At 50.7% G+C, this 26,350-nt stretch carries 23 protein-coding genes; 12 read left to right on the top strand and 11 right to left on the bottom strand.

Going from position 1 to position 26,350, the window contains the following annotated elements; all coding sequences use genetic code 11:
• Positions 1–35: 35 nt before the first annotated feature.
• Together JW499_RS01945 and JW499_RS01950 are read right to left on the bottom strand one after the other, a co-directional pair.
• Complete coding sequence (locus JW499_RS01945) at positions 36–863, bottom strand: FTR1 family iron permease (RefSeq protein ID WP_205209006.1); 828 nt, start codon at positions 861–863, stop codon at positions 36–38.
• A 19-nt stretch (positions 864–882) separates the two neighbouring features.
• Positions 883–1,203, bottom strand: a complete 321-nt coding sequence (locus tag JW499_RS01950) for a cupredoxin domain-containing protein (protein ID WP_205209007.1) — start codon at positions 1,201–1,203, stop codon at positions 883–885.
• Positions 1,204–1,672: 469 nt separating this feature from the next.
• Here JW499_RS01950 and panD point away from each other — a divergent pair, with 469 nt between their 5' ends.
• The 6 genes from panD to JW499_RS01980 all read left to right on the top strand — a co-directional run bounded on the left by panD (position 1,673) and on the right by JW499_RS01980 (position 8,498).
• Positions 1,673–2,107 (top strand): aspartate 1-decarboxylase, encoded by a 435-nt coding sequence (gene panD, locus JW499_RS01955; protein ID WP_091359212.1) that lies wholly within the window; start codon positions 1,673–1,675, stop codon positions 2,105–2,107.
• A 338-nt stretch (positions 2,108–2,445) separates the two neighbouring features.
• Positions 2,446–4,335 carry a propionyl-CoA synthetase gene (locus JW499_RS01960; protein ID WP_205209008.1) on the top strand — a complete coding sequence of 630 codons (1,890 nt, stop codon included), beginning with the start codon at positions 2,446–2,448 and terminating at the stop codon, positions 4,333–4,335.
• A gap of 158 nt (positions 4,336–4,493) precedes the next feature.
• A complete protein-coding gene (locus JW499_RS01965) occupies positions 4,494–4,874 on the top strand; it encodes a VOC family protein (RefSeq protein WP_205209009.1) in 381 nt (126 codons plus the stop codon).
• 224 nt (positions 4,875–5,098) lie between these two features.
• A complete protein-coding gene (locus tag JW499_RS01970; RefSeq protein WP_205209010.1) occupies positions 5,099–5,665 on the top strand; it encodes a hypothetical protein in 567 nt (188 codons plus the stop codon).
• Positions 5,666–5,909: 244 nt separating this feature from the next.
• Entirely contained in the window at positions 5,910–6,143 is a 234-nt protein-coding gene (locus JW499_RS01975; protein ID WP_205209011.1) for a hypothetical protein, read from the top strand.
• A gap of 177 nt (positions 6,144–6,320) precedes the next feature.
• Positions 6,321–8,498 (top strand): alkaline phosphatase family protein, encoded by a 2,178-nt coding sequence (locus JW499_RS01980; RefSeq protein WP_205209012.1) that lies wholly within the window; start codon positions 6,321–6,323, stop codon positions 8,496–8,498.
• A 53-nt stretch (positions 8,499–8,551) separates the two neighbouring features.
• On the opposite strand, the gene JW499_RS01985 is transcribed toward JW499_RS01980, so the two are convergent.
• Complete coding sequence (locus JW499_RS01985; RefSeq protein WP_205209013.1) at positions 8,552–9,586, bottom strand: deoxyribonuclease II family protein; 1,035 nt, start codon at positions 9,584–9,586, stop codon at positions 8,552–8,554.
• A 284-nt stretch (positions 9,587–9,870) separates the two neighbouring features.
• Between JW499_RS01985 and JW499_RS01990 the strand changes: the two genes are divergently transcribed.
• Positions 9,871–11,625, top strand: coding sequence for a hypothetical protein (locus JW499_RS01990; RefSeq protein ID WP_205209014.1), 1,755 nt, complete (start codon positions 9,871–9,873; stop codon positions 11,623–11,625).
• 893 nt (positions 11,626–12,518) lie between these two features.
• Here the strand turns inward: JW499_RS01990 and JW499_RS01995 are convergent.
• Together JW499_RS01995 and JW499_RS02000 are read right to left on the bottom strand one after the other, a co-directional pair.
• Positions 12,519–13,361: an SDR family oxidoreductase gene (locus JW499_RS01995; protein WP_205209015.1), complete on the bottom strand. Its 843-nt coding sequence runs from the start codon at positions 13,359–13,361 to the stop codon at positions 12,519–12,521.
• A 74-nt stretch (positions 13,362–13,435) separates the two neighbouring features.
• Positions 13,436–16,690 carry an EAL domain-containing protein gene (locus JW499_RS02000; protein WP_205209016.1) on the bottom strand — a complete coding sequence of 1,085 codons (3,255 nt, stop codon included), beginning with the start codon at positions 16,688–16,690 and terminating at the stop codon, positions 13,436–13,438.
• A gap of 373 nt (positions 16,691–17,063) precedes the next feature.
• On the opposite strand from JW499_RS02000, the gene fahA reads away from it, so the two are divergent.
• Positions 17,064–18,374: a fumarylacetoacetase gene (gene fahA / locus JW499_RS02005; protein WP_205209017.1), complete on the top strand. Its 1,311-nt coding sequence runs from the start codon at positions 17,064–17,066 to the stop codon at positions 18,372–18,374.
• A 58-nt stretch (positions 18,375–18,432) separates the two neighbouring features.
• Here fahA and JW499_RS02010 read toward each other — a convergent pair whose 3' ends face one another.
• A complete protein-coding gene (locus tag JW499_RS02010) occupies positions 18,433–18,603 on the bottom strand; it encodes a hypothetical protein (RefSeq protein ID WP_175483538.1) in 171 nt (56 codons plus the stop codon).
• Positions 18,604–18,674: 71 nt separating this feature from the next.
• Positions 18,675–19,763, bottom strand: a complete 1,089-nt coding sequence (locus tag JW499_RS02015; RefSeq protein WP_205209018.1) for a site-2 protease family protein — start codon at positions 19,761–19,763, stop codon at positions 18,675–18,677.
• Between the two features lie 120 nt (positions 19,764–19,883).
• Here JW499_RS02015 and JW499_RS02020 point away from each other — a divergent pair, with 120 nt between their 5' ends.
• Positions 19,884–20,561, top strand: coding sequence for a glutathione S-transferase (locus JW499_RS02020; protein WP_205209019.1), 678 nt, complete (start codon positions 19,884–19,886; stop codon positions 20,559–20,561).
• 6 nt (positions 20,562–20,567) lie between these two features.
• Here the strand turns inward: JW499_RS02020 and JW499_RS02025 are convergent, their stop codons facing one another.
• The 3 genes from JW499_RS02025 to JW499_RS02035 form a co-directional block, all read right to left on the bottom strand.
• Entirely contained in the window at positions 20,568–20,984 is a 417-nt protein-coding gene (locus JW499_RS02025; protein WP_205209020.1) for an EVE domain-containing protein, read from the bottom strand.
• The gene (locus tag JW499_RS02030) at positions 20,981–21,352 is read right to left on the bottom strand and encodes a VOC family protein (protein WP_205209021.1); all 372 of its coding nucleotides are present in this window, start codon (positions 21,350–21,352) and stop codon (positions 20,981–20,983) included. Before JW499_RS02030 ends, JW499_RS02025 begins: the two co-directional genes overlap by 4 nt.
• Positions 21,353–21,514: 162 nt before the next feature.
• Positions 21,515–22,201 carry a helix-turn-helix transcriptional regulator gene (locus tag JW499_RS02035; protein WP_205209022.1) on the bottom strand — a complete coding sequence of 229 codons (687 nt, stop codon included), beginning with the start codon at positions 22,199–22,201 and terminating at the stop codon, positions 21,515–21,517.
• Between the two features lie 606 nt (positions 22,202–22,807).
• Here JW499_RS02035 and JW499_RS02040 point away from each other — a divergent pair.
• The 3 genes from JW499_RS02040 (at position 22,808) to JW499_RS02050 (ending at position 25,110) form a co-directional block, all read left to right on the top strand.
• Complete coding sequence (locus JW499_RS02040) at positions 22,808–23,221, top strand: universal stress protein (RefSeq protein ID WP_205209023.1); 414 nt, start codon at positions 22,808–22,810, stop codon at positions 23,219–23,221.
• Positions 23,222–23,288: 67 nt separating this feature from the next.
• Positions 23,289–24,914 (top strand): BCCT family transporter, encoded by a 1,626-nt coding sequence (locus tag JW499_RS02045; protein WP_205209024.1) that lies wholly within the window; start codon positions 23,289–23,291, stop codon positions 24,912–24,914.
• 7 nt (positions 24,915–24,921) lie between these two features.
• Positions 24,922–25,110: a hypothetical protein gene (locus tag JW499_RS02050; protein WP_205209025.1), complete on the top strand. Its 189-nt coding sequence runs from the start codon at positions 24,922–24,924 to the stop codon at positions 25,108–25,110.
• Here JW499_RS02050 and umuC read toward each other — a convergent pair.
• Positions 25,086–26,348: a translesion error-prone DNA polymerase V subunit UmuC gene (gene umuC, locus JW499_RS02055; RefSeq protein WP_205209026.1), complete on the bottom strand. Its 1,263-nt coding sequence runs from the start codon at positions 26,346–26,348 to the stop codon at positions 25,086–25,088. The two genes, JW499_RS02050 and umuC, sit on opposite strands and share 25 nt — an antisense overlap.
• Positions 26,349–26,350 lie beyond the last annotated feature (2 nt).

A 26,350-nucleotide genomic window follows, 5' to 3' on the forward strand; every position in this document is an offset into this window, starting at 1 on the left:
GTGGGTTGTAGAGGTCAGATCGCTGATGTCTGAAGTTAAGCGCCTGAGTTTTGCAGTCTCAGATTAGAGCGATGACCTACCCAGCGCATACCCGCTATGATAGTGCACAGCGTAACCAGATAGAAGATCAGATGGATCGCAGTAGGGCGCTCCTGATATCCGATCAGAATATGCAGTAGCTGGCCTGTAATCGATTTTTCTGAGAGCAGCGCGCCACTATCCCAGAGTGGAGCCTGATAGGGCAGAATACCTGCCTGCATCAGATAGCCTGAAGCGGACGCTGCCAGACCGGCTGCCAGTAACAGAATCATCCAGCCGGTATACTGGAACAGGCGGGCGGTAGGGATTCGCAATAACCCGCTATAGATCAGACGTCCCACCAGAATACCAGCGATCACGCCGAGGATGCTGCCGGTCATCATGGAGCTTGCAGAGCTGCCGCTGGCAGTGACGCTATACATGAACAGCACCACCTCAGAGCCTTCCCGCAACACTGCCATACCAGAGGCAACCGCGAGAAAGTAGAGAGGTAGTGAGCCGTCAGTTATTTTAGCGCTGACGTTTTTCATGTGGGCGACCAGTTCCCGGGCGTGATGAGACATCCAGATGTTGTGCCAGGCCAGCATCAGAACGGCTATCAGAAGAATGGAAGCATTCATCAGTTCCTGGCCGGTCCCCTCAAAAGCACTGGTGATGGAACCTGCGAAAAGCGCGACAATACAGGCACCGGCCAGTCCCGCGATAAGGCCCGCACCGATCCACAGCGTCCGGCGGGGCAGGCCACAGGTAGCCGCCAGCAAGATACTGACAATCAATGCCGCTTCAAGCACTTCACGAAATACGATAACAGCGGAGCTTAACATAGGTCTGCCTCAGCAATAATTACTCAACGATCAGGACACCTTTGGCTGTGTCTTCATGAAATTCCCCGACAAACTCATAACGACCTGGCTCAAAGGGCCCAACCATAATAGTTGCTTTACTGTTTCCTGGAATCACTTTTTCCAGAGTGAAGTCTTCCCCTTCAAACTCTTCAGGGGTGGCGTCTTCATTAGAAACCACCAGTTTCACCCGCTGATTCGCCGGTATAGTGACTTCGGCAGGCGAGAACATATGATCCTTTATCGAAATCTCAAAACGGGTTTCAGCAGCCATTGCTGTTGTGGAAGTGGCAAACAGGGCAGCAATCAGAAGTTTTTTCATAGCAGGGTCTCGAAATTAGGTTGAGAGTTAATAATAATGATTATCATATAGATTCGCGAAAGCGAGTGCAACATCCTCCGCATCAGAATCTGCATAACAGAGTCGGAAAGCACTATCCGGGGATTTAATATACGGATGAGTTGCATAGTCTCTCTTCGTTAATAAACCCCAAGGGTTCAGTGTCTCTGATAAGTTACTTAAATTTTTTAAATTAGCTGGTACAATTGCTTCCGTCAAAAGGTAAGTAAATCTATAACGTTAGTTATTATAAAAATTACCTTATGGCTGCCTATAGTTTCAGTGTTGTAAACAGACCTGAAAAACTATTCCATAGCTGCGGCTATGATGGGGCCGATGGATCGGCCTGGGGCCAGTGATCGCGGAATGACGTGATACTGGCAGAGGTATGCTGAATATTTCAGCAAGGTTTATGTCGGTGATCCGGCTGATTGAGACTCAGGTCATTAATATGCTGCAAACTTTCTTAAAAGCAAAACTCCATCGGGTTACGGTTACCCATGCGGAGCTTCACTATGAAGGCTCCTGTGCCATTGATGGTGTATTACTCGAACGCTCCGGCATTAAAGAGTATGAACAGATACATATCTACAACATCAATAACGGTGAGCGCTTCACTACATACGCAATTCGTGGTGAAGACAACAGCGGTATTATCTCTGTTAACGGGGCTGCGGCACACCGTGCTTCAAAAGGTGATCTGCTCATTATCTGTTCCTATGTGCAACTGGATGAGCAGGAGGCTGAGAGTTTTCAGCCAACCCTCTGCTATTTCGAAAATGCTAAAAATGAGAACGATGCTCACCGGGTCAGTGATGAAGAACTGCATCAGCGCAATATCATGACGGGCATTAAAAACAGCATCGCAGTTCAGGAAAATAACTGATAAAACCCAGGCAAATCTGTTTCCTTAAGCTGCCTTCGGGCAGCTTTTTTTTATGCCGTTTTGAACAGCATGTCCAAAATTACGAGGCCCAGATTGTCGACAATTGATCTGTATCATTATTTAGTTATCACGGATTTAGTCATAAAAAAGCAGTTTGTCTGAAATTCATCGCCATATCGTAGACAATTTAGCCTTTTGTAGTAGTTTATTTTACCTGCTTCTCGGTTAGAGTGTGACACATGAGGCGACACCTGCAGACAACCATGATAAGCCTATAACAAAAGCAGGTGATGCCGGTCTGAAACATATAATAATGGTTACAGCGAAGGGCCAGTGCTATGTCATATAAAGAAGAATACAGAAGATCAATCGAAACTCCTGAGGCTTTCTGGGCGGAGAAAGCTGAAGCGATCAAGTGGTTTAAGACCCCTGAAACGATCCTGAGCAAAGATGAGAATGGTATTGATCGCTGGTTTGCTGATGGTGAGATGAATACCGCCTATCTGGCTCTGGACTACCATGTTGAAAGTGGCCGTGGAGATCAGGACGCACTGATCTATGACTCCCCTGTCACAGATACTAAACAGCGCTACACCTATTCTGAGTTGCGCGATGCTGTGGCAACCTTTGCTGGCGTCCTCAAATCTCAGGGCGTAGAGAAGGGCGATCGGGTGGTTATTTATATGCCGATGATCGCTGAAGCGGTTATCGCTATGCTTGCCGTTGCCCGGCTTGGAGCGATCCACTCCGTTGTGTTTGGTGGCTTTGCCCCCCACGAGCTGGCGGTACGTATCGATGATGCCGAGCCAAAAGTGGTTGTCACCGCCTCCTGTGGTATTGAGATCGCCAAGGTGATTGAATATAAGCCGCTGCTGGATGAAGCGATTGAGAAATCCGCCCATAAACCTGATAGCTGCATTATTTTCCAGCGTCCTCAAGTGACCGCATCAATGCTCGAAGGTCGTGATATTGACTGGGCGCAGGCGGTTGCCACAGCAGAGCCAGCGGATTGCACACCCGTTAATGCGACAGATCCTCTCTACATACTGTACACCTCTGGTACGACCGGCAAGCCAAAAGGTGTGGTGCGTGATAATGGCGGACATGCCGTAGCACTGAAATACAGTATGAAAGCGATCTACAACATGGAACCGGGCGAAGTGTTCTGGGCGGCTTCCGATGTTGGCTGGGTAGTGGGGCACTCCTATATTGTTTATGGTCCACTGTTGGCGGGTTGTACCACCATCGTTTACGAAGGTAAGCCGATTAAAACGCCGGATGCCGGCGCTTTCTGGCGTGTCTGTGCAGAGTATGGTGCTAAAGCGCTGTTTGCAGCACCTACCGCTTTCCGTGCGATCAAGAAAGAGGATCCCGACTCAGAGCTGCTTAAACAGTATGATCTGAGTAAGCTGCAAACAGTCTTTATGGCGGGCGAGCGACTTGATCCGCCTACCTACCACTGGACCAAAGAGACTCTGGGTAAGCCGGTTATCGATCACTGGTGGCAGACGGAAACTGGCTGGGCGATCTGCGGTAACCTGACCGGTGTAGAGATGCTTGAACCCAAGCCGGGTTCAGCGACGGTGCCAGTCAGTGGCTTTAATATCCAGATTCTGGACCATGAGGGTAACGAGCTGCCTAATGGGGAGCAGGGCAATATTGCCATTAAACTCCCTTTGCCGCCAAGCTGCCTGCCAACCGTGTGGGGAGATTTTGAACGTTTCCGTACCGGTTATCTGTCAGAGTTTCCTGGTTATTACTGCTCGGGAGATGGTGGTTATAAAGATGAAGATGGTTATGTATTCATCATGGGGCGCACCGATGATGTGATCAATGTCGCGGGCCACCGGCTCTCAACCGGCGAGATGGAAGAGATCGTCGCTGACCATCCGGCGGTTGCCGAATGTGCCGTTATCGGCATTAATGATCCTCTGAAAGGACAGCAACCCATCGGCCTGGTTCTGCTTAAGAACGGTGTTGAGATCGATGCAGAGCAGCTCGAATCAGAGCTGGTGGCGATGGTGCGTAAAGAGATCGGCGCCGTAGCCTGCTTCCGTCGCGCCATCGTCGTTCAGCGCCTGCCTAAAACCCGCTCGGGTAAGATCCTGCGTAAATTGCTGCGCCAGATCGCCGATGGGCAGGATTACACAGTCCCGTCTACCATTGATGATCCGGCATCTCTGCCAGAAATTCAGGAGATCATGGGGCGTAATGGTCTGGTAAGCTGATCTCGACGGATTAAAGTGTTTTACTACCTTCAGGCAGCCATATGGCTGCCTTTTTTATTTTGAGCTACAGTGTATATCAGCACCGCTGACATACACTTTTCCACCCATAGAGGGACTACTAATCGTCAGGCGGTAAGATAACCATTGAGGTACCGACTATGTCTGATAACCCTGTTGTGTGGTTTGAAATTTATGTAGACCAGATGGCCAGAGCACGAAAGTTTTATGAAACTGTGCTCGGCGTTCACCTGGAACTATTGAGTAATCCTGAAGATTCCAGTGTAGAGATGCTGTCTTTCCCAGCAGATATGGACAAATATGGCGCGACCGGTGCTTTGGTCAGAATGGAGGGCTTTGCCGCAGGAGGAAACAGTACGCTTATCTACTTCTCCTGCGAAGACTGTGCTGTTCAGGAGTCAATAGTTAATGCTGCTGGCGGCAGAGTTCAGAAAGCAAAAATGTCAATTGGTGAGTATGGATTCATCTCGTTAGCAATGGACACCGAAGGGAATATGTTTGGTCTGCATTCGATGAATTAAATAGTGCATTAATGCCCGGCACACATATTCATAAATTCTGCTTAATCGACGAACATTGGCTTCCGGTATCAACTATTCGGCGAATACTTTTAGCCGTCATTCTGTCGGGTTGCTACACAGCACTGCGATATTTATTGGCTCATATAAAAGTCTTCTGAGAGGTTACGCTGGCCTCTGAAGATTCATCTGAGAATCTGAATGTTCACCCAGGTGACGCTGCATTCATGAGTGTTAAGCTGCCAGCAAGCTTCGCTCTATACAGTATGGTGATCCATATAACCCTCCTGGCGGTAACCGAGTATATGCAACGAAATAAAGTGATAGCACTGTTTGCATGCGCTATATCTGTCTCAACTGCGGTTGGAGGCAATGAGTCCAGGCAGTTCGACGCCCAACAGCTGGTCGGAACCTGGAACTGTACCCATACTATGGAAGAGGCCGATACAGGGATGAAAGTAGATTATGTCATCAACTATAAGTCTGATGGTCAGGCCAGCGGATCAGGAACATTAAAGCTGAAATTAGCCAATTTTCCCGAGATCCAGTATGGCGTATCAAATCGCTCCAGCTGGGAAGTTAAAGGTAATTCTCTTATTTTATCTGCAACCCTGTTAAAAGTAGTCAACCAGAGCCATCCTGAACTGGATAGTTTTCTCAATATAAAAAGTATGATCCCGCATCGTCTGCGGGAGTCATCCACAATACTTGAGTTAACCAGATCAAACCTGGTAGCCAGATCTGACTCTTACGGCGGTGTTTATTCCTGCTCAAAACGCGTATCAGATTCCTGATACTCAGGCTCTCGATAACCGGGAGCCTATAAATCACTTCCCTCCCTCCCTTCATGTCGTTGTATCATTGACAGAGCAGCTTCCGGTTTTATCCTGAAAGACCATGACGCCAGTTTGTAGCGGCTGCTATTCATCCTGTTTTATAGACAAATCCTGTATAACCTATTGAAGCATAAAGATCTTATATCTAAGATTGGGGAGATCTGACTTTTTTAGACGACCATAACAATAACAGGGAAAACCTATGTTAAATACTATAACCAACAGCCCCTACCTGATCCTGTTAAGTGCACTCATTCTTTTTATCACTTCCGGATATGAAACGATTCACACGCTGGATGACTTAACGCTGGGCACTCATCACGGTATATTGATTTTTAGCATTATCCAGATCATTAAAGTGATTCCTGAAATTATGCATGGCTTGCAAGAGATAGAGGAAGCAGATGAGCTTAGGGAAAAAAGGCTATCCAACTAGCCGCAAAGCTTATTCAGTCGCGAAAATTATGCGGATACTCACTCAAACGTGCTTCGAAAACCATCATCGGCAGTCGATGCGATAGGGTGGGGTGCTCCAATCATTAATTGAGTACTCAGAGTAAGCAGATAGCTTTTCAATCGCCCACTATATGTCACTATAAAAAAGAGTAACACTATGAGCCAGCCCTCCCAAAGAAGACCCTCTTTCGACTTTTTAATCTGCCGCAATCAGAAAGACGATGCCTATACACTGTACCGGGTAGATCCCCATGCGGAGGCGCTTTTCACCCCGGTGACACTGGCCGCAGATACCTCTTTTGACTGTAACTGGCGTATGGCTCAGATAGGGGGATATCTTTTGCAATGGAGTCCTCTGTGTAAACAGCACGAGGATGAGGGTTATCAGTTCAACCTGATCGAGTTCAACCCCGAAGCTGCCGACCCGCTCAATGGCACCTCAATCGAGAGCGGTTTCTGGAACAAGACTAAGTTCTGGGGAAAATACCGTCACACTTATAGCAGCAACCCGGATGAGGGCCAGAATCTGGACCTTATTCCTATGACCAGTTTTGTTCTCAATTTGATTCCCGCCAGGGGGCGTGGAACCTTTGAACTATGGAATTTCGACCCCCAGGGCATTTCAGACTTCAAAGCCGATCCTCTGCCGGTATCCTATAGTCCGCAGAACGGTTTTCCACTGATAAAGTCGGGTCACACACTGATTCCGATTGGCAATTATGTCCTGGACCGCCTGCCTGATCGTAAAACGTTTCGTTTGTGGAGTTTTGACCCGCAACTGGCAACTCCGCTTTCATTACCCGTGGTGCAACAGGGTCAATGGGACAAAGTAGATGAGAGCAGTGAGCTCACTGCGATCGGCTATCATGTACTGGAGTGGAACCCTGCCAAAGGCAGCTATCGTCTGTGGCAGTTTGACCCTGAACAGCCGGAGGTACTCACGGGGCCGGTACATGAGGGTGCACTGCCATCAGCTATTGATGGTAACAGCCTGCTGACCAGTTATCAGCCCCGTATTCCGGTGCAAACAGAGCGGGCCACTACACCTGGCAGTCTCGATTTTATGCGCTCCAAAATTAAACATGTGGTCTATTACATGCTGGAGAGCCGCTCCTTCGATAACGTTTGCGGCTGGCTTTATGAGAAGGGCGATCAGGGTTGCCATTACATCGGTTCACAGGAACCATTTGATGGCACCAGTCGCGAATATTTTAATAACGATGGAGACAATCGGGTTTTCGTCAGCAAGTTTCAGGCCGGTGAGCTGAGTACCCAGTATAACCTGGTCGCTCTTGATCAGGATCCATTTCACGACACCACCGATAATCTGCAACAGATGTTTGCTGAAGAACCGGGGTACTGGGGGCGCGCCACCCCGGATATGGGGGGATTTATCCTCAATAACGCCAACCCACAGGTGATGGAGACCTTCAGTCCGCAGCAGTTGCCGGTGCTCAATGGTCTGGCTCGTCATTTCGCCATTTCTGATCGTTGGTTCTGTTCAATGCCGGGAGGGACAGACGTCAATCGCGCTTTCTCAATTACCGGTTCTGCCTTTAACAGACTGGGCACCTGGGAGGGGGGGAGTATTTACGCTAACTGGCCGGAATCTTCCCACCGCCAATCCATCTGGAAAACGCTCTGGAGTCAGGGGATAACCGATTGGAAAATATATAACTCAGTGCTGTGGGAGAACGTGGTCTTTACCTACCAGTTGTATCTCCAGGGACAGGTTCCTTCAGTCGACGCAAACCCAACACAGTTTCTATCCAGTATTGACCAGTTTAAGCAGGATGCCCGACATGGAAATCTGCCAGCATTCAGCTATCTGGAACCCGCCTGGATCGCTCCCAAAGGGGCGACCTCTTACCACCCGGGAGGGGATCTGGTCCCCGGAGAGAGGGAACTCAACGAAATCTACGAAGCGATCAAGAGTGGACCTGGCTGGGAAAACACCCTGCTGGTTGTTACGTTCGATAAGAACGGCGGCATCTATGACCATGTTGCGCCACCTTACGCGAAGAAACCCTGGCCAAACGATCTTAACAATGGTTTTGCCTACGACCTGATGGGACCACGGGTCCCCACCATTATGGTTTCTCCCTGGATCCGGGAGCAATCTGTGATCAGAGCAGAGGGGGAGACTCCCTTCGATTCAACCTCTTTTGCCGCCACGCTGCTGGACTGGTTTGGTGTTCCTAAACCTTTGTGGGGACTGGGTGATCGTATTGATGTTGCCCCCACCTTTGAGACAGTCTTTCAGGCGGATCAGGCGCGAACCGATGCCCCGACATTAATACCACCTTATGATAAATCCTTCCCCCCTGATCGTTAACATATGAAGGCGGGTGGTGCTAAAGCAGCATCATCCGCGCTCAGTGAAAAGCACTATGTCTTAACCGAATCCGGCTGAGCTGGCTGGTGTAGCTTCTCTTCGGCATTTTTCAACGCTTGCCACAACTGACTGTCCTGGAAGCATAAACTGCCACCACCGCGTTTCTCCTGGGATACCATGCGATTGAGATCGGCAATGCATACCCAGGGTAACGAGGAGGTGTTGTTTTTCAGCGCCACCGCCCATTTGGCGTGGTCCCTGGTATAGTGCCACTCATAGTTAAGTGATGGGGGGATTTTGAAGTCCAGAGTAAGTGCATCTTCATCATACTCCGCGGATAAACCGTCCTGCAGGGGCGTCACCGCGCCTCTTCGCCAGGTCTCAACCACCAGATCGCATTTCAGTTGCGGTGAAACCAGATCGAGCCAGAAATCTTTACCCCATTTTCGACTTTTGGCTGTCAGCAGAAACGGTTTACCTCCCCGGGAACTGAAGGACAGCGTTGAGGGTATCTCCGATTCGTTGATCCCGCGCCCGTGAAACAGTTGCGAAAGCGGTTCATCATCCTGCAGCGAGGGGGGGATACGCGAGCATTCTGTCAGCACCTGCGGGTTTTGCTGACTCAGCATCTGTTGAGCGATACGATTGGCCGTCTGGTAGTCGGGTAGAGTGATACAGATAAAGGTCTGCCCATAGATCATTTCGTCGTTGGGCAGTGTCGCCTCTTTGTTGACGGGAAACCTGGGGGTTGAATGCAGGAGATAGAGCGCTGAATCACTCGCCTTGTCAAAGGCAAGTACCCCTTTGCAATGGCCTTTTTCCGACTTGTTTTTTTCCGCATCGCTGTGCTCGTCGTTATAGGCAATATAACCGGTGCTCTGCGGGGCGTTAAAGATTTCGGTCAGGGTGTATCCCAGGGCCTGGTTATCCTGGTCCAGCCCGGTCGGTGATAAATCCAGGGCTGCGCTTTGCGAATCAAAATAGAAGAAGTCGTACCCCTGATTTTCGGAGGTTCCTGTATGCTCAGGAGTTTTATAGATAAACCACCAGTCCACTGGTGTTCCCTGTTGATTCTTCGCACCCACCATCCGCGGCTATCTCCATATTATTTAAATTGAAAAACAATTGTATACCATGCAAACCAGATAGCACTATGGCTATTCATTTCCCTCAGGTTTCGGTACTGTTGATGCTTTCGTCGGTACCCGGCGCAGGCTGATTAAGAGAGTGCAGCGGTCACGAGCGGCTCAGGATCTCAGCCTGGCAATGACCAGCCAGTGAGTACAGACAGAACGTTACTATCAATAATAACGGGGATGCTCAATTATGTTTGGCCCGAACGGGTATCCCTGCTCTAACAACGGAGTAGTAGATGTCTCAATCAGAATGGAACCCCCAGCCAGCGACCGGTGAATGGAACTCCAGCGCCAACTGGAGCCCTGCGGAGCTACCTGCCAGTAAAGCTGTTTTCAACGGTTCATCTCAAACAGCAATTACTTTCGCAGGGGATAGCAGTGCGACGGTGGAGAGTATTGAATTTAGCGAGAGCGCTACAGCCTACACCTTCTCTTTAGGTCCCGGCAAAGTGCCAGGTCTGATCATTACCGGCTTGGGTGTCAGCAATTGTTCGCGTAATCAGCAGAATTTTATTGTGGCGGCGACCAGCAGCGGCCATGATAATCCGCAACTTCTCTTTACCAATAATGCGACAGCGGGTACTGATGATATCTATTACTGCGCAGGCCCGATCAGTGAACAGGGCTACGGCGGCGGCGTGATCAGCTTTTGCGATAATGCCAGAGCCGGTTCTGCCCGGTTTAAAGTCTGGACCGGCGCCGAGCCGCCGCCCCAATTCAGAAAAGAAAATATCCCCAGCACCGTCGGTGGCGAAGTGAGTTTCAGCAACGCATCCTCGGCTGATAACGCAGCGTTTACCATCTACGGCAGCCTCGGCATTGATGGCGATACTTTTGCGAATGTGGTCTTTCACGATACTGCCACCGCAGGCAAGGCCTCTTTCACCAATGTGGGCGGCACGGTCGCCGGTGGTGATGGCGGGAATACGCAGTTCTACGGCAGCTCCAGTGCAGATCATGGTGTCTACAACAACTGGGGGGGGACGCATGAAAAAGCAAATGGCGGCGATGTGGCTTTCGACAGTACCGCCACTGGTGGTGAGGGGTATTTCTACAACTATGCTGCTGAGGTGGCTGGAGCCTACGGTGGGGTAACCAGTTTTAATAACAACCCTCCATACATGGATGCCTCTCAGGGCGCCTCTGCGGGTAATGGTTGCTATTTTAACTACGGTGCACGTCAGGGTGAGCAGGGCGGTGGTGGCCATCTTGAGTTCAGTGCAAGATACGGTTCACCTACCGGGGCAGATGCGACGATAGTTAACTATGGTAGCGCCATTGCAAACAAATCCAGCGCCGGTCACACCATATTCTCCATCAACCTGCCCAGCAAATACTTTCCTACGGCGGGAAATGCAACGATCTGGAATCACCCTGGCTCAGGTGAGCTGGGCGCTGCCGGGTATACTGAGTTTTCGGTTTACAGCAATCAGAATGACAGTGACAGTACCTGCGAGAATTTTCCCACCGCAGGAAACGCTACAATATTCAATCTGGGTGGTTGCACATCCGGTGCTGCCGGCGGCTACACCGTCTTTTCCGGACAGTCCAGTGCAGGCGGTGCCTCCCTGATTGCCTATGGAGGAACGAACGAGGGTTATGGTGGCCGGATCGTGTTCTATGATCGATCTGAGGGGGGGAGCGCTAAGGTCTGTCTGTTCGATGATGCTGAGCTGGATATCGCCTATCATACCGGCGACCTCACTATAGGAAGCCTGGAAATAACTGGTGGCGTGATTGCCACCCAGCTGGGCTCGCAGATGCCCGCTCTCTCGATAGCAGGGGCGTTGTATGTTAACTCGACACAGGTGAGTTTTCGTCTCGACAAGCAGAAAAATGGAGGCTTTGCCTTCAATACACCCTACACACTGCTGACATGCTCTGAACTTTGCCACCTGACTGCGGAACGGTTTCGCGCGAATAGCATAGACGGGGTTGAACCCAACTTTGCTATTGTCGGAAATACGCTGCAGGTGACCTTTGCGCAGTAATAAGGAAAGAGACTAAGTCAAAAAGTACGGGGACAAACCCTTTAGCGGAGTTTGTCCCTGTTGACTGAGGCTGGTCTAATGGGTCTCAAGGAGAGCGAAATCCACACTCTTTGAAGCCACCGGTGCAGCTTGACCATTGATAGTTGCCAGTACCATGGCAAGCATAAAACCCGGTATTTGTTCTGCCCGGTTTTAGTATTGAGTCAGAGCCACAGTTCCATTGCCCATCTTTTCGCTCCAGACACATTTTTACATAGACGTTTTCACTGCATTTGTTGGTGACTTTAATCTGCAGTGAATCTCTGGACGCACAGTTATTCCCTTGTTCCCGTGTGAGCACCACGCAGTCAGACGTATCTGCAGCGAAGGCACTGGCTGTCATGAAAAGAGAGATGCAAGGGATTAATCCAGCGAACTTGAACATAAGATATCCTCTTACCGCCCGATTGACGTGTATATGACTGGTGCCGGGCGCGTGAAGCACCTGATAGTCTGATGACGTATAAAATTAGCAAGGCCAGCTTGAAGCAGTGAAAAACACTCACGGAATATTCAGAAACTGGCGTGAGTTGTGACAATACACCTGGCCGTACTCTCAACAGAGCCGACTGAAGCATATAAGCATAAGGGTGTTAAACAATATCGGAGAGAATAACCACAAACTGATAAAGAGATAGAATTGCTCCTGTTGCTTCTTCAATGAAACTATAGGCAATAAAACGCTTAATTTCTACACCTGACCGGCGGGATTAAACACTGAGGGTTTCCGCAGTTAAAAAGCCCTCAATAGGAATCAGACAGAGCCCGTAGAGTTTGGAAGGCCGGGGATAGGACCAAGCTGTGTTCGGCCGCTTGGCCGTATTTCAGACAGTACAGCGTTGATATGCCCGGCCCTATTTATTCTCCGATGCCGATGCCCGTAACAAAATCCAGTCGAGCATCCGGGTCGACAAAATACGGCGCAGAATACCAAACAGATAGGTTGGCAGGGTGACATAATAGCGGGGCCTTGGGCGTTTACTCTCCAGCGCGTGAATCACTTTATCCAATACCGCTTCAGGTCCCAGTGTAAACGGATCGTCCCCGCCATCGTGACTGCTTAAACGTTTCAGCACTTTTTGATAAATAGTGCGAAACGGGCTGCTTTCTATATCAATATTGTCACGAAAGGCTTTGAATGCGTTTTCTCTGAACTTGCTCCTGACCGGGCCGGGCTCGATCAGTGATACATGGATATGGGTATCGGCAAGTTCCTGCCGCAGGGTATCGCTGTAGCCTTCCAGTGCAAACTTACTGGTGTTGTAAGCCCCGCGAAAGCGCATCGTGATCAGCCCCAGAACCGAACTGTTCTGAATGATGCGGCCAAAACCCTGTTTACGCATCAGTGGCAGAACCCGACAGGTAAGCTCATGCCAGCCCAGCAGGTTGATCTCCAGCTGCTTACGCAGCAGATCCCGGCTAAGATCCTCAATCGCTCCGGGCTGGCCATAGGCACCATTATTGAACAGGGCATACAGGGCTCCGCCCGTTTCTGCCTCAACCCAGTCCATGGCCTGTTGAATCGATTCAGAATGCTCCAGGTCCAGCTGAACGGACTCAAGTCCCAGCTGTTGTAGCCGCTCAACATCCTTTTGTTGTCGTGCGGTGGCGATAACCCGATAGCCTCGTTGTTGCAGGCCGATTGCTACGTGGTAGCCAATGCCGCTGGAACAGCCGGTAATCAGTACTGTTTTCATGGATCTCCCTGATCTGTGTACTCAAAGATGCTGATGTATGAGGTGCAGAGCTTAAGGGGTTCCGACTAAGCTGGCTAGACCTTTTTCAGCAGCGACAAAAAGCTGTGCTCCGGAACACCTTTACTGAACAGAAAACCCTGGGCGTAGAGGCAGCCTTCCTCAATCAGGAACTGGCGCTGCTGTTCCGTTTCCATTCCTTCAGCAATCACCTCCAGGCCCAGACTGTTTGCCAGTGCAATAATGGCCCTGGAGATCGCCTGATCATTTTTATCTTCGGGAATATCACTGATAAAGGACTGATCAATTTTTAACCGGTCCAGAGGCAGGGTTTTCAGATAGCTCAGAGAGGAGTAACCCGTGCCAAAATCATCGATTGCCAGGCGGATACCCATCTCCCGCAGCTGCTTCAGCTCTTTACCCGCACGGCTGGGGTTGTTCATAATCACACCTTCGGTAATCTCAAGCTCAATCAGCTCACTGCTACACTGATGATGATCAAGTATTGCAGCCACCTCATCTGCAAGAATGTTAGAACCAAAATGGCGGGCTGAAATGTTGATCGATATTCGTGGCACCCGATACCCCTGTTGTTGCCATTGGTGAATATTGTGGCATACGGTATTAAGCACCCAACGATCTATGTTCTGGATCATCCCGGTTTTCTCCGCCACCGGGATAAAACGAGAGGGGGGAATTGTGCCCATTTGCGGGTCGTTCCAGCGGATCAGGGCCTCTGCTCCTATTATGCTGTTATCCCGCAGGTCTATCTGTGGTTGATAGTGCAGCACAAACTGCTGATTCTCGATAGCATTACGTAGTGCGCCGACCATCAGAAATCGTTCAAAGGCCTGATCGGTCATCTCCTGAGTATAAAACTCATAGCGGTTTTTACCGGCTGTTTTGGCCCGGTACATCGCGGTATCAGCGTTACGGATCAGTGCTTCTGGTTGCTCGGCGTCATCCGGGTAGAGGCTGATACCGATACTGAGGCTGATATGTAGCTGCTCATCCAGATCTATAGGTTCATTAAATGCGGCCAGCAGGTTCTGGGCAATGGTAGCCGCGTCATCAGCGTTCATCAGATCTTCGACAATGATCGTAAACTCATCACCGCCGAGGCGAGAGATCGTGTCATTTTCGCGAACATGGTGTTTGAGCCGTTCTGACACTTTTTTGAGTAGCTGATCGCCCAGATTATGGCCAAAGCTGTCGTTAATCTCTTTAAACTCATCCAGATCGATAAACAGCAGGGCGACGCCGGTTTTATTGCGCTTCGCATGGCGTACAGCCTGTTTAAGCCGGTCGCCGAACAGTAACCGGTTGGGTAACTTGGTCAGGGGGTCGTGATGGGCCAGAAAATCAAGGCTTTTTTCTTTATCAAGCAGGGCTTTGCGGATAGACACATGGTCAGAAATATCCCGGCTTGATTCTACCAGCCCGGCCAGCTTGCCATCGGCATCGTAAAGCGGGCTGGCCATCAGCTCAAATGTCCGGACCTCGCCGCTCTTACAGGTATGCTCATGAATACGGGTGGTGGACTTCCTGCTGCTCATCACATCTGTCAGCGGACAGTGTTCGCAGGGAACTCCCTGTTTATGAAACATGTGATAGCAGGAGCTATCGCCGCTGGAGAGGCAGTTAAAGTAGTAATCATTTGCCGCCCGGTTTGACTTGATTACTTTGTAATCCGTATCGATAACCATCACCGGGTCGCCGATACAATCAATCACTGCCTGCAGGAAGTTGCTCTCATTGCGCGCTCGCAGCTCAGCCTGTTTACGTTCGGTAATATCACGCACGGTAGACAGGACCACCTGTTTACCATTGATCATCTGTAAGGTGGTGCTGATCTCAACAGGGACTTTACGCCCGTCAGAGGTAGTATGAACTGCCTCAAACAGTCCTCCCCGGGCATCAATACTAGCCAGACGTTTCCGCCAACGGGAAAGATCAGGCGATAGATCACTGATATCCGTGATTGACATTTTAAGCAGCTGTTCACGCTTATAACCCAGATAATCACAAGTGGCCTGATTGATATCGAGAATTCGGGAGCTTTCTGCATCGATAACAAACAGGGCATCATGGCTTTGATCAATCAGTTGGCGAAACAGCTGAAGCTGCGAGTCCATTTTATGTTTCTCAGTGAGATTGGTCAGCAGGCAGTGGGTCTGGATAAAATTACCACTTTCATCCCGCATTATCTGACCATCTAACTGAATATCCAGGATCTCTCCCGTCCGGGTTCGTAGCTGATAATGAACATTTTCAACGAAACCATTATTTGAGAATGAGGCAAAGCAGTGCCTGAACTTCTCCTCCTGACCGGCGGTCAGCAGTTGTTTGAATGCTGTACCAATAATCTCTCGCTTTTCATACCCCATCAGTTTACGCCAGCAAGCGTTGACCTCAAGAATATAGCCATCAGCGTCGAGCGACTGGTAGGCGAGGGGAGAGTTCTCAAAAAAGCCCTGATAGTGATTGACCTTATTGCGGCTGCTTTCGAGTTTTTGATTCAGGTGGCTGATCGCATCCCGCATCATTTTGATAAAGTGGGTTTGTAGCCGGTCAATCAGGTGTTGCCGGGTCAGGAGTCCTATTATCTGCCCATCCGTATCGCAGACCAGCAGACGGCGTATCTGTTTTGTCTGCATCGTTTGCCGGGCTTGCAGCAAAGAGGTGCCCACGCCAATAAACTCAACCGGTCTGCTCATATAATCGCAGACTCTGGCGGTATTCAGATCTATCTGGTCATCCAGCAAGCGGACAACGTCCCGCTCAGTGAGAATACCTGAGGCATTATTGCTGTCGCCTACCACAACACTGCTGATCTTCTTATCACTCATTACCGAGAATGCGTAGCGCAGGGTACTATCCTGGGGGACAAACATAATCACCCGTTCCATGACCGCTTCGACATGCTTGATTTCGGCCAGATATTCAAACCCCAGGTGTTGAACAAAATCGGTTTCAGTCGCTATTCCTCTGAGAGAGCCATCCCGATTGATGACAACAATATGGCGCAGGTTTTCCCGCTGCATCTGCTCATAGGCATGCTGAAAATCACAATCCCCGAAAAGGGTTTTCACCGGTGATGTCATGATATCACCGGCTTTCAGTTCACTCAGATCAGTTTCAGCAGAGCTGACCAGGCGGAGGATATCTTTCTCGGTGATAATACCTATCGGTTCTCGCTGATCAATAATGACGATCGAGCTTACATGAGATTTGCGCATGCGATGCAGGACCTTTAAAGCGGCATCGGTCGGGTGGGCGTGCAAAACGTCCAGGCTGCAAATGGTATTCAGAGTAACTACTGATTCCGACATCAATCTTATGTCCTTACGTCCCAAACCTTCGAAAAACGTTTCCAACCCTGTTGGATTTAAAAACTATACCTGCAGACACCTTTGATATCTCCCCTTGATAAGCAGAATTACCGGGTAAAACTAGTGCCAAAGCTATCACAGGAGCAGAGATAATGTATTGATCAGGCTCGTTAATGTAACCATTTCGCGCTATTGACAGTTATTCTTTACTCTTTGGAATTAGTCATTTTATATCCGGGCATTGAAGCTTGCCTGTCTTCTGGTAACGTACAAGCGGATAATAAAAATTAACATCAGACCTTCGTGGTGAAGCCCTTGATGCTAAAAAGATCTAAAAGGGCGCGCTGCTGAACAATTACACCAGAGAGTGAGCATGCCTGTACTGAATGAAACCCATCATCCTGATTTGCGCAGCTGGGTGAGCTGTGCAAACCACCCGGATACCGATTTCCCTATCCAGAACCTGCCATTTGCTGAGTTTCGCCGCAAAAACTCGGAAGAGTCATTCAGAGGAGGGGTGGCGATTGGTGATCAGGTGCTTGATCTTGCCGCCGCCCAGCATCTGTTCTCCGGTGAGGCGGCGGTCGGGGCAGCGGCGTGTGCCGCGCCAACACTGAACCACTTTATGTCACTGGGCAGGTCAGTTTGGTCTGCTTTGCGTCTGGCGCTATCGAGGGGTCTGCGTGAAGGCGCAGAAGAGCAGGGGGCGCTGCAAGGCTGTCTGATTCCGCAGCATGAGGTCGAGTACAGTCTGCCCTGTACTATTGGTGATTACACCGATTTCTATACATCAGTGTTCCATGCTACCCGCGTTGGCAGCCTGTTTCGTCCCGATAACCCGTTGCTGCCAAACTATAAGTGGATACCGATCGGTTACCATGGGCGCAGCTCTTCTATTGATGTTTCGGGGCAAACATTCAAACGGCCACAGGGGCAGATCAAAGCCCCGGATGCTGCTGAACCCTCCCTGAGCCCCTGTCAGCGGTTGGATTATGAGCTGGAGGTTGGCATCTATATCGGCCAGGGCAATGCCCTGGGTGAACCGGTCGTTCTGGATGACAGTGATCAGCATGTGTTTGGTTACTGCCTCTTTAATGACTGGTCGGCCCGGGATATTCAGGCCTGGGAATATCAGCCTCTGGGGCCGTTTCTGGCGAAAAACTTTGCCTCGACCGTGTCGCCCTGGATTGTCACCAATGAAGCTTTATTACCCTACAGAACAGCGTTTAAGCGTGATGTTGCTGATCCTCAGCCGCTGTCCTATCTGTCATCCAGAAAGAATAGCGAGGAAGGCGCGCTTGATATCAGGCTGGAGGTGCTGCTGCAGACTCAGCAGATGCGCCACCATAACCAGGAACCTGCTAAACTCTCTGAGTCTAATTTTGTTTACTCCTACTGGACCGTTGCCCAGATGGTGGCTCACCACACGGTGAATGGCTGCAATCTGCGTCCTGGCGATTTTTTTGGTTCTGGCACGCAATCCGGACCGGAGCATGAGCAGGGAGGATCATTACTGGAACTGAGTTGTGGTGGTAAAGAGCCTGTTACGCTGCCAAATGGTGAGCAGCGAACTTTCCTGGAGGATGGTGATACCGTAGTGATGCGTGGATACTGTGAAAAAGAGGGCGCGGCACGCATCGGTTTTGGCGAGGTTGCCAGTACCGTACTACCGGCAAGCAACTGATGTTATAGCCCATAAGTAAAACGGCAGCCGTTAAAGGCTGCCGCTTCTGACAAGTGATCTATTGTTTCGGCTTCTTTTTAAACAGGCTCAGTAACTTCTGTTTCGGATCCTGCTCTTCGGTAGGAAGCGCTTTCTCAAACTTACTTTTCAGCTCGTTGAGTTGCTTCTCTTTACGCTTATGGCGCAGATCGTCCCGCTTACTATTGATATCGACAACGTTATCGCTCATATCTACCACTCATGGCTGCTCTTGATAACTGCTTCTGAAGCCTGCTTGTTTTAGCCTCAACAAGTAACAGTTTAGCTCTGCAACACCTTTAACGGAAGTCCTAACAGCGCATCGCCCATGCCATGAAAATACCAGATAATGGCAATCAACCCTCCGATAGTGAATAGATACCAGAGTGTGGAAACGATCTGACCATAACGATCCAGTGGCAACAGCAGGCTATGGTGCCGGCTACGCCATTCGAAAAGCACCTCAACAGTGCCGATAATCAGAAGAAAACCCAGCAGTGCCAGACCGAAGGTATAGCTGAGCCAGATGCCGCCCGCTGCCGCAGCCCCACAGAGCACGATTCCCGCCAGCGAGTTCATTGAGAAGGCGATGCTTTTCAGTACATGTCCACCGTCCAGCGGCAGAATCGGCAGCAGATTAAACAGGTTCAGCAGGGCATTGAATGCACTCAATCCGGCAAAAAACATCGACCCGGTTACCCAGTAGGCGACCAGGCTCAACAGTGACAGCGCAAAACCGAAAAATGGCCCCATCAGCGAGATACAGACATCCTGCCAGCGGGTATTGATACGGGCATCGCTCAGGGCCAGGCCCCCAACAAAGGGGATCAGATAGATCCCTTTGGTTTTCATACCAAAATGTTTCATCGCCCGGATATGACCATATTCATGCACCACCAGGCAGAAGATCAGAGCCAGGGCAAAGGGCAGGGAGAAAAACCAGGAGTAGGCGGCCAGACTGGCACCGGCCATCACCACCTTGATCACCTTGGCACTTTTCAGTAACTTCAAGCCCAGTGCACCAAGACCGACAATACTTAATGAGGCTTTCTCCTGACGTATCGGCGCCTGAGGCACTTTTTGCTCCATCGCTGCGCGGCCATGCTCTGCGTGGGCAACCAACTGGTCGCCCATAAAGAAACGGTAGCGAATCCTGACCGGGTCCCACTCAATCTCCGTTTCCAGACGACAGATCAGCGTTTCTCCCTGATCATTCTGCAACTCAAACCGATGTTCACTGATACCGTCAAAACAGCTGTCTGCATCCCGCCGGGAAACCGGGGTATTGTTCCAGTACAGCAGTTGCCAGCCCGCCATCGAGCCTTCCAGGCGCAGGTTGTGCCCCTGATAATCCAGATTAAGTAGTTCCACTTCCGTTTCCTGCCAAAAGGTATCGGCCGGAATGGTTGCATAAGTTGATGGCAGTTTAAAGTGACTTCTTCTGCCAGGCAGGTAGACTGCGTTTTTTGTAATCAGCTAATCATTATTGCTATGACACCAGACCTTCCTATTCTTTATTCTTTTCGCCGTTGTCCCTATGCCATGCGTGCCCGGCTGGCGGTTGTCTATAGCGGCATCGTTGTTGAACTGCGCGAAGTGGTATTGAAAAATAAGCCCGCCGAACTGTTGCAGGCCTCGCCAAAAGGTACCGTACCGGTTTTAGTACTGCCCGCTTCGTCTGAAAAAGAGGGGCGAGTGATCGATGAGAGCAGAGATATTATGCGCTGGGCGTTAAGATTGAATGATCCGGAAAACTGGCTCTGCGCTGATGATCCGGATCGCCTGTGGCAAAGAGAGGCTCTGATTCAGGAGAATGACGCTGTCTTCAAGCAGCATCTGGATCGTTATAAATACTTTGAGCGTTATCCGGAGCATCCGCAACACTATTACCGTGAGCAGTGTGAAACGACTCTGGTCAAATTTGAACGCCTGCTGCAGCAGCACGACTTTCTCACCGGAGACCACTGTCGTCTGGCTGATATGGCGATCTTCCCCTTTATCCGTCAGTTTGCCCATGTGGATCGGGAGTGGTTTTACAATGCGCCGTACCCGTCGCTGCAACGCTGGCTGGATCACCACCTGCAATCGCCACTCTTTATCGAAGCCATGAAAAAATACCGGCAATGGCAAGAGGGGACGGAGCCACAGCTGTTTCCCGCCCCTCAGTAGCATTAATCAGTGCCCCATTGCTACGCAGATCTGGTGCATATCCTGTTCGCTAACCTCAAACAGTCCAAAGCGGAACGGGTAGCCCCAGTTTTTCTTACCCGCAGAGAACTCCAGCCGATCCAGCAGGGGCAGAATCGACACCTCCCGGGTATCAAACCAGCTAAGATCCCGCCTGAATGGCTTAAACCCATTGCCCATATCAACCTGATAAGGCTCCCCCGGTTTTACACGACCACAGCCGGTGAATGCCTGCAGTCTGGTTTTATCACCCAGAGTCTCCACAGGGGAGTAATAGGCAACAAGGTCCCCCGGAGTGATTCGCTTCAGTGGAGCCGCTTTGCCATGACAGACCTGCATAAATCCTCCTGCGCGGCCCGTTCTGACATGGTCTGCTGAAGCAACAGCAATCCAGTTACGACTCATGATTCAGCAGGGGAGAAAACTCTGAGACGATTGCCATCCGGATCCAGGGCAACAAAGGTATAGCCGAACTCCATTGCGGTGGGCTCCTGTATCATTGTCAGCCCGCGATCTTGCCAGCGGTGGTAAATACGGCTGACCTCTGCCTTGTCAGGCAGTGGAAATGCGATCTCTCCGCTGATGCCCAGTGTCTCGACGGCGGGCTGCACATCCTGCTTTTGCCACAGGCCGAACTTCATGCCGCTATCTAAAACAAACAGGGCAAAATTTGGCGAGTTCTCTACCGGGGATTTCTCCAGTAGTGTGCTGTAAAACTCAACACTGTGGGATGGGTTTTCTACGTAAAGAATAATAAAGTTGCTATCTGGCATGACGGTATCCTTGTGTAATTCAGTAGAGGGAGCATCTTCTGATGCCCGACATCTGCAGAGTACAGAAAGGTACTGTCAGTTTTTGTCAGTAGTGTTTTATTTCTTCTTAAAACAGAGGGTAGGGAGATCACTGTGCAGAATTGTGTGACTCAATACCCATTATCAAGTGATACCTTCCGCTGTTCGCCACTCACTCAGCAAGTGTCGCCGTCGGCGGGGGTAATGCTCTGCGCACATTTCAAACTGTAAAATTCTATCGGTACGAAAGTGACGGAAGGCCTGACGCAGCTCGCACCATCCGACTAACACCCGCAGATTATCGAAATAGCCCAGAGCAAATGGCCAGATCGTCCGGGTTGATTCCTGTTCTTGCAGGTCGAGATAGTGAATGGTGATTTTCTGTTCTGTACGGATCGCCTGGCGAATCTGCGAAAATTCCGCTGGCTCTGCTGTTGCAGGCTGTTTTGATGGGCCGATAAGCAGGGTATTTTCATCCAGTGAGTTTTTCAAATCCTTTGGCAGAACCGAGGCGATCTTCACCAGCGCGCTCCGGGCACTGTCACTCAGCTCTGAATCAGTGCGACTTGCCACCCAGCGGGAGCCCAATACCAGCGCCTCTAACTCCTCTTCGGTAAACATCAGCGGAGGGAGCATAAAACCAGGCTTGAGCACATAACCCAGCCCCGGTTCTCCCTCTATACTGGCCCCCTGTTGCTGCAAGCTGGCGATATCCCGATAGAGTGTTCGCAGGCTGATACCCAGCGTTTCCGCCAATTGATAACCCGGGGCAGGGTAGCGATAACTCCGTAACAGATGGATCAGTTTGAGTAAGCGTTCAGAGCGTGACACGGATTAATTCCATTCAAAAATAAGGCTGTCAGTATAGCCAATATGCTGACAAAAAATGACAGCATCGGTTTTATTACATACGTATTTAAAATACTAAAAAACGTCTTATCAGGGCCGTTATTGTGGCGCACGCGTCCTCTAAAAAGCATTAAAATAAAAATCTATTATATTGTTTTATATGTATATTTATCTTTAGATTATTGTATCCAACTTGTTTTTTGCGGTGGCATAGGCAGGCGAGAGCTGATTGTCAGACAGCACGCACAATATCCCTCGGACCGGGCTGATATAAAGTGACAGCTCTATTACGATGACGGCTGATTAACCTGTTGCATTGGCGAAAACGGACAGCCGGCATGATTGCGTCAAAAACCAGAGTCTTAGCCGCACAATTCAGGTGTTTCATCCTGTCGTTACTGCTTGCAGAGCTGACTGATAGCCAAAGCGGTCGTTTGACAAAGGCAAGATATGCCTACTAAGGTAATATGTTAAGGGTATTCAACCAAAAGAGGTATCGATTTATTACGCCTCGCTGTTGCTGCTGAAGCGCGATAACAGCACGAATACAGGAACCATCCTTACTAAGAAAAGAATCAGGAGGCGATCATGTATTCAAATATTATGGTTCCGGTTAGCCTGGCCCATATCGATCAGATCGATAAGGCGTTAAAGGTTGCCGCGGACCTCGCCAGACACTACGGAGCTAAAGTGCACTATGTTGGCGTAACATCGGCTCTGCCGAGCGAAATCGCACACAATGCCGAAGAATATGCAGAGAAGCTAAAGGCATTCGCGAAACAACAGGCATCCACCCATAACATCAATGCCGAACCGCATACTCTCATTTCTCACGATCCGGCAGTCGATCTCGATCTCATACTGGAACACGCTGAAGTAACCATCTGCGCTGATCTGGTGGTAATGGCGTCTCACCTGCCCAGCTTTGCTGACCATCTGACGGGCTCACACGGAGGCCATCTGGCGTCTCACTCACAAATATCTGTCTTTGTTGTCAGGTAATTCGGGAATAAGGAGAAAATTCGGGCCAATGGGTCGAATATAAGCGCTATACAATCCGGGAGAATAAATGACTATGTCATCTGAATCGCAAAACCCTGCAGCACCGTCTGCGGAAATAGATACTGACTATCTCATTGGCCAGGACAACATCCAGCCCAGCATCGGCCCTCTCAAGGTCGACATTCACAACCCCGTATTTGCATTAACAGCAGGCTCGGTTATCGCCCTGGTGCTGTTCTGCCTGATATTCGATAAAATAGCGGCTGATATATTCGGCGCGTTGCGTCCCTGGCTAACCACTCAGTTTGACTGGGTGTTCGCTATCAGCATGAACATCTTTGTGGTTTTCTGCCTGTATCTTGTTGTCTCGCCGCTGGGCAAGATCAAGATTGGCGGCAAGAGTGCCACCCCTGAATACTCCTATCCGGCCTGGTTTTCTATGCTGTTTGCCGCAGGTATGGGGATTGGTCTGGTGTTCTACGGCGTGCTTGAGCCACTGAACCATTCACTGACCCCCTCCTTTAACCAGCCCGGCATTCTCGATGCCAGCGGTAATATCGCAGATGCGGCAACGGTTGATGCCGCCATCAAACTGGGCATGGCATCAACTATCTTTCACTGGGGACTGCACCCCTGGGCATGTTACAGCGTTGTCGCGCTCGCTCTGGGTATCTTCGCCTACAACAAGGGGTTGCCACTGACGATCCGTTCCGCTTTCTACCCGATTCTGGGGGAGCGGGTCTGGGGTTGGCCAGGCCACCTGCTGGATTCCCTGGCAGCGCTGGCGACACTGGCGGGACTGGCAACATCCCTCGGCTATGGCTCATCACAGGCGGCTGCCGGTTTGCACTACGTGTTTGGCATTGAGGCCACCGTTGAGCTTCAGGTATCGATTATTATCGTGGTAACCGGGCTGGCGATCACTTCCGTTGTCCGGGGTCTTGATGGTGGCGTGAAAATACTGTCTGAGGCCAATATGCTGTTGGCGCTTGCGCTGTTCCTGTTTGTGCTCATCTTTGGGGCCACCTCCGGTATCCTTGGAATCTTTGTCGACGGACTGGTCGCCTATGGTGTCAATCTGCCAGCGCTCTCCAACTGGGTAGGCCGTGACGACGGCTACTATTTCCACGGCTGGACCACCTTTTACTGGGCCTGGTGGATCGCCTGGTCTCCTTTTGTGGGTATGTTTATCGCACGGGTATCACTGGGTCGCTCTGTTCGTGAGTTTATTATCTGTGTATTGCTGATACCGACGCTTGCCTGTGTTATGTGGATGGCCGTGTTCGGTGGCACCGCGATCAGCCAGTTGGTTAATGACGGTTACACCGGCGTCCAGCAGACTATCGCCAACTGGACGCCGGAACTATCGTTATTCCATATGCTTGAGCTGCTGCCGCTGCCGCTGTTTACTTCAGTCGTTGGTATTGTGCTGGTGCTGGTGTTCTTTGTAACGTCGTCTGACTCTGGCTCACTGGTTGTCGATACGATTTGTGCCGGCGGGAAGGTCGATGCGCCGATGCCGCAGCGTGTTTTCTGGGCCAGCTTCGAGGGGCTGATCGCTATCGCATTGCTGCTGGGAGGCGGACTGGGATCTCTGCAGGCACTGGCGATCGCTACAGGCTTCCCGTTCGCCATCGTGACCGTTTCGATGTGTTACTGTATCTGGCAGGGGCTGCGTACAGAACCTGTTTGATAAGGTCATGCTTGATAAGGTCATTAAAGCGATCCGGCTGGCATCCGTCAGCCGGATTTTTGATGGCCTCACCATCTTAACCGGTGAGTACTCTGCTACATTTCTGCCGGTGTTTAAATCGTCCTATATGGCCGCTGACCGCTTTTTTATATACTCAGGCGCAGATCATATTTATGCCCTGACCACTGGCAACTGATCCCAGCGGGTCGTGTAAGCGGGAGAAAGGTGATTGCGCTGCATCTGCCAGCCGCTGCTGAGCAGCTCTCCGGCAAAGCGAACCTGGCCCAGACCGCTGTGATTGATATTGTCGACAGTCTGCATCAGCCGCATCGCAGCAGGTGATTCCGGCGCTTCAAACAGAGAGGGCTGGAAGTGTCCCGGCAGATAGAGATCAGACAGCATAAGCCCCGCTTTCATATAGCGATGACCGGGCTGCCAGATCGACTTCAGCAATCGTAGTGCCGTGGCTGTCAGTCGCCGGGAGTCCGCGCTTGGGACGCCCAGAATGCGACTGGCACTGTTGCTGTAGAACCTCTCGTGCTGGCTATGAGGGTTGGTGCGGATAAACACCGTTACAACTCTGGCCAGGTGGTTTTGCTCCCGCAGTTTCTCCGCGGCCCGGGCTGAATACTGGGCGATAGCTGAACGCATATCGTTATATTCGGTAATCCGGTGAGAGAACGAGCGACTGCAGAGGATCTGTTGCCTGGGCGGCGGACACGCTTCCAGCTCCATGCAGGGCTGACCATTCAACTCTCGCACGGTGCGTTCCAGGGTGACAGAGTAGTGGCTGCGAATCCAGGCGGGAGAGCAATCTGCCAGCGCCAGAGCAGTTGTGACTCCCTGCTGCTCCAGACGGCGTGATAAACGCCTTCCAACCCCCCAGACCTCTCGTAGCGGCATAAGACCCAGCAGCCGATGCTGTCGCTGCGGATCGCTCAGATCGACTACGCCCTGTGTGGCGGGATACTGTTTCGCGGCATGATTGGCCAGCTTTGCCAGGGTTTTGGTCGGGGCGATACCCACTGAGACATGGATGCCGGTATATTGATAGACCCGTCGCTTTATCTGTAGTCCGTATTCGACCAGCGAAAAGTGGGGGGCAAGCCCGCTCAGGTCGAGAAATGCTTCATCGATTGAATAGACCTCTACTGCGGGCGCTTCCTGCTCCAGAATGGTCATCACCCGGGCAGAGATATCGCCATACAGGGCATAGTTGGAGGAGAATACCGCCACATTTTCCCGGTCGATCTGCTCCTGCACCTGAAACAGCGGCACCGCCATTTTGATACCCAGCCGTTTCGCTTCAGCGCTGCGGGCCACCACGCAGCCATCATTATTGGACAGCACCACAATCGGACGGCCTTGCAGGTCCGGCCGGAACAGTCGCTCACAGCTGGCGTAGAAGTTATTGCAGTCGACCAGAGCAAACACCG

This window comes from Amphritea pacifica, assembly GCF_016924145.1.
In the GTDB taxonomy this organism is placed as follows: Bacteria; Pseudomonadota; Gammaproteobacteria; order Pseudomonadales; family Balneatricaceae; genus Amphritea; species Amphritea pacifica.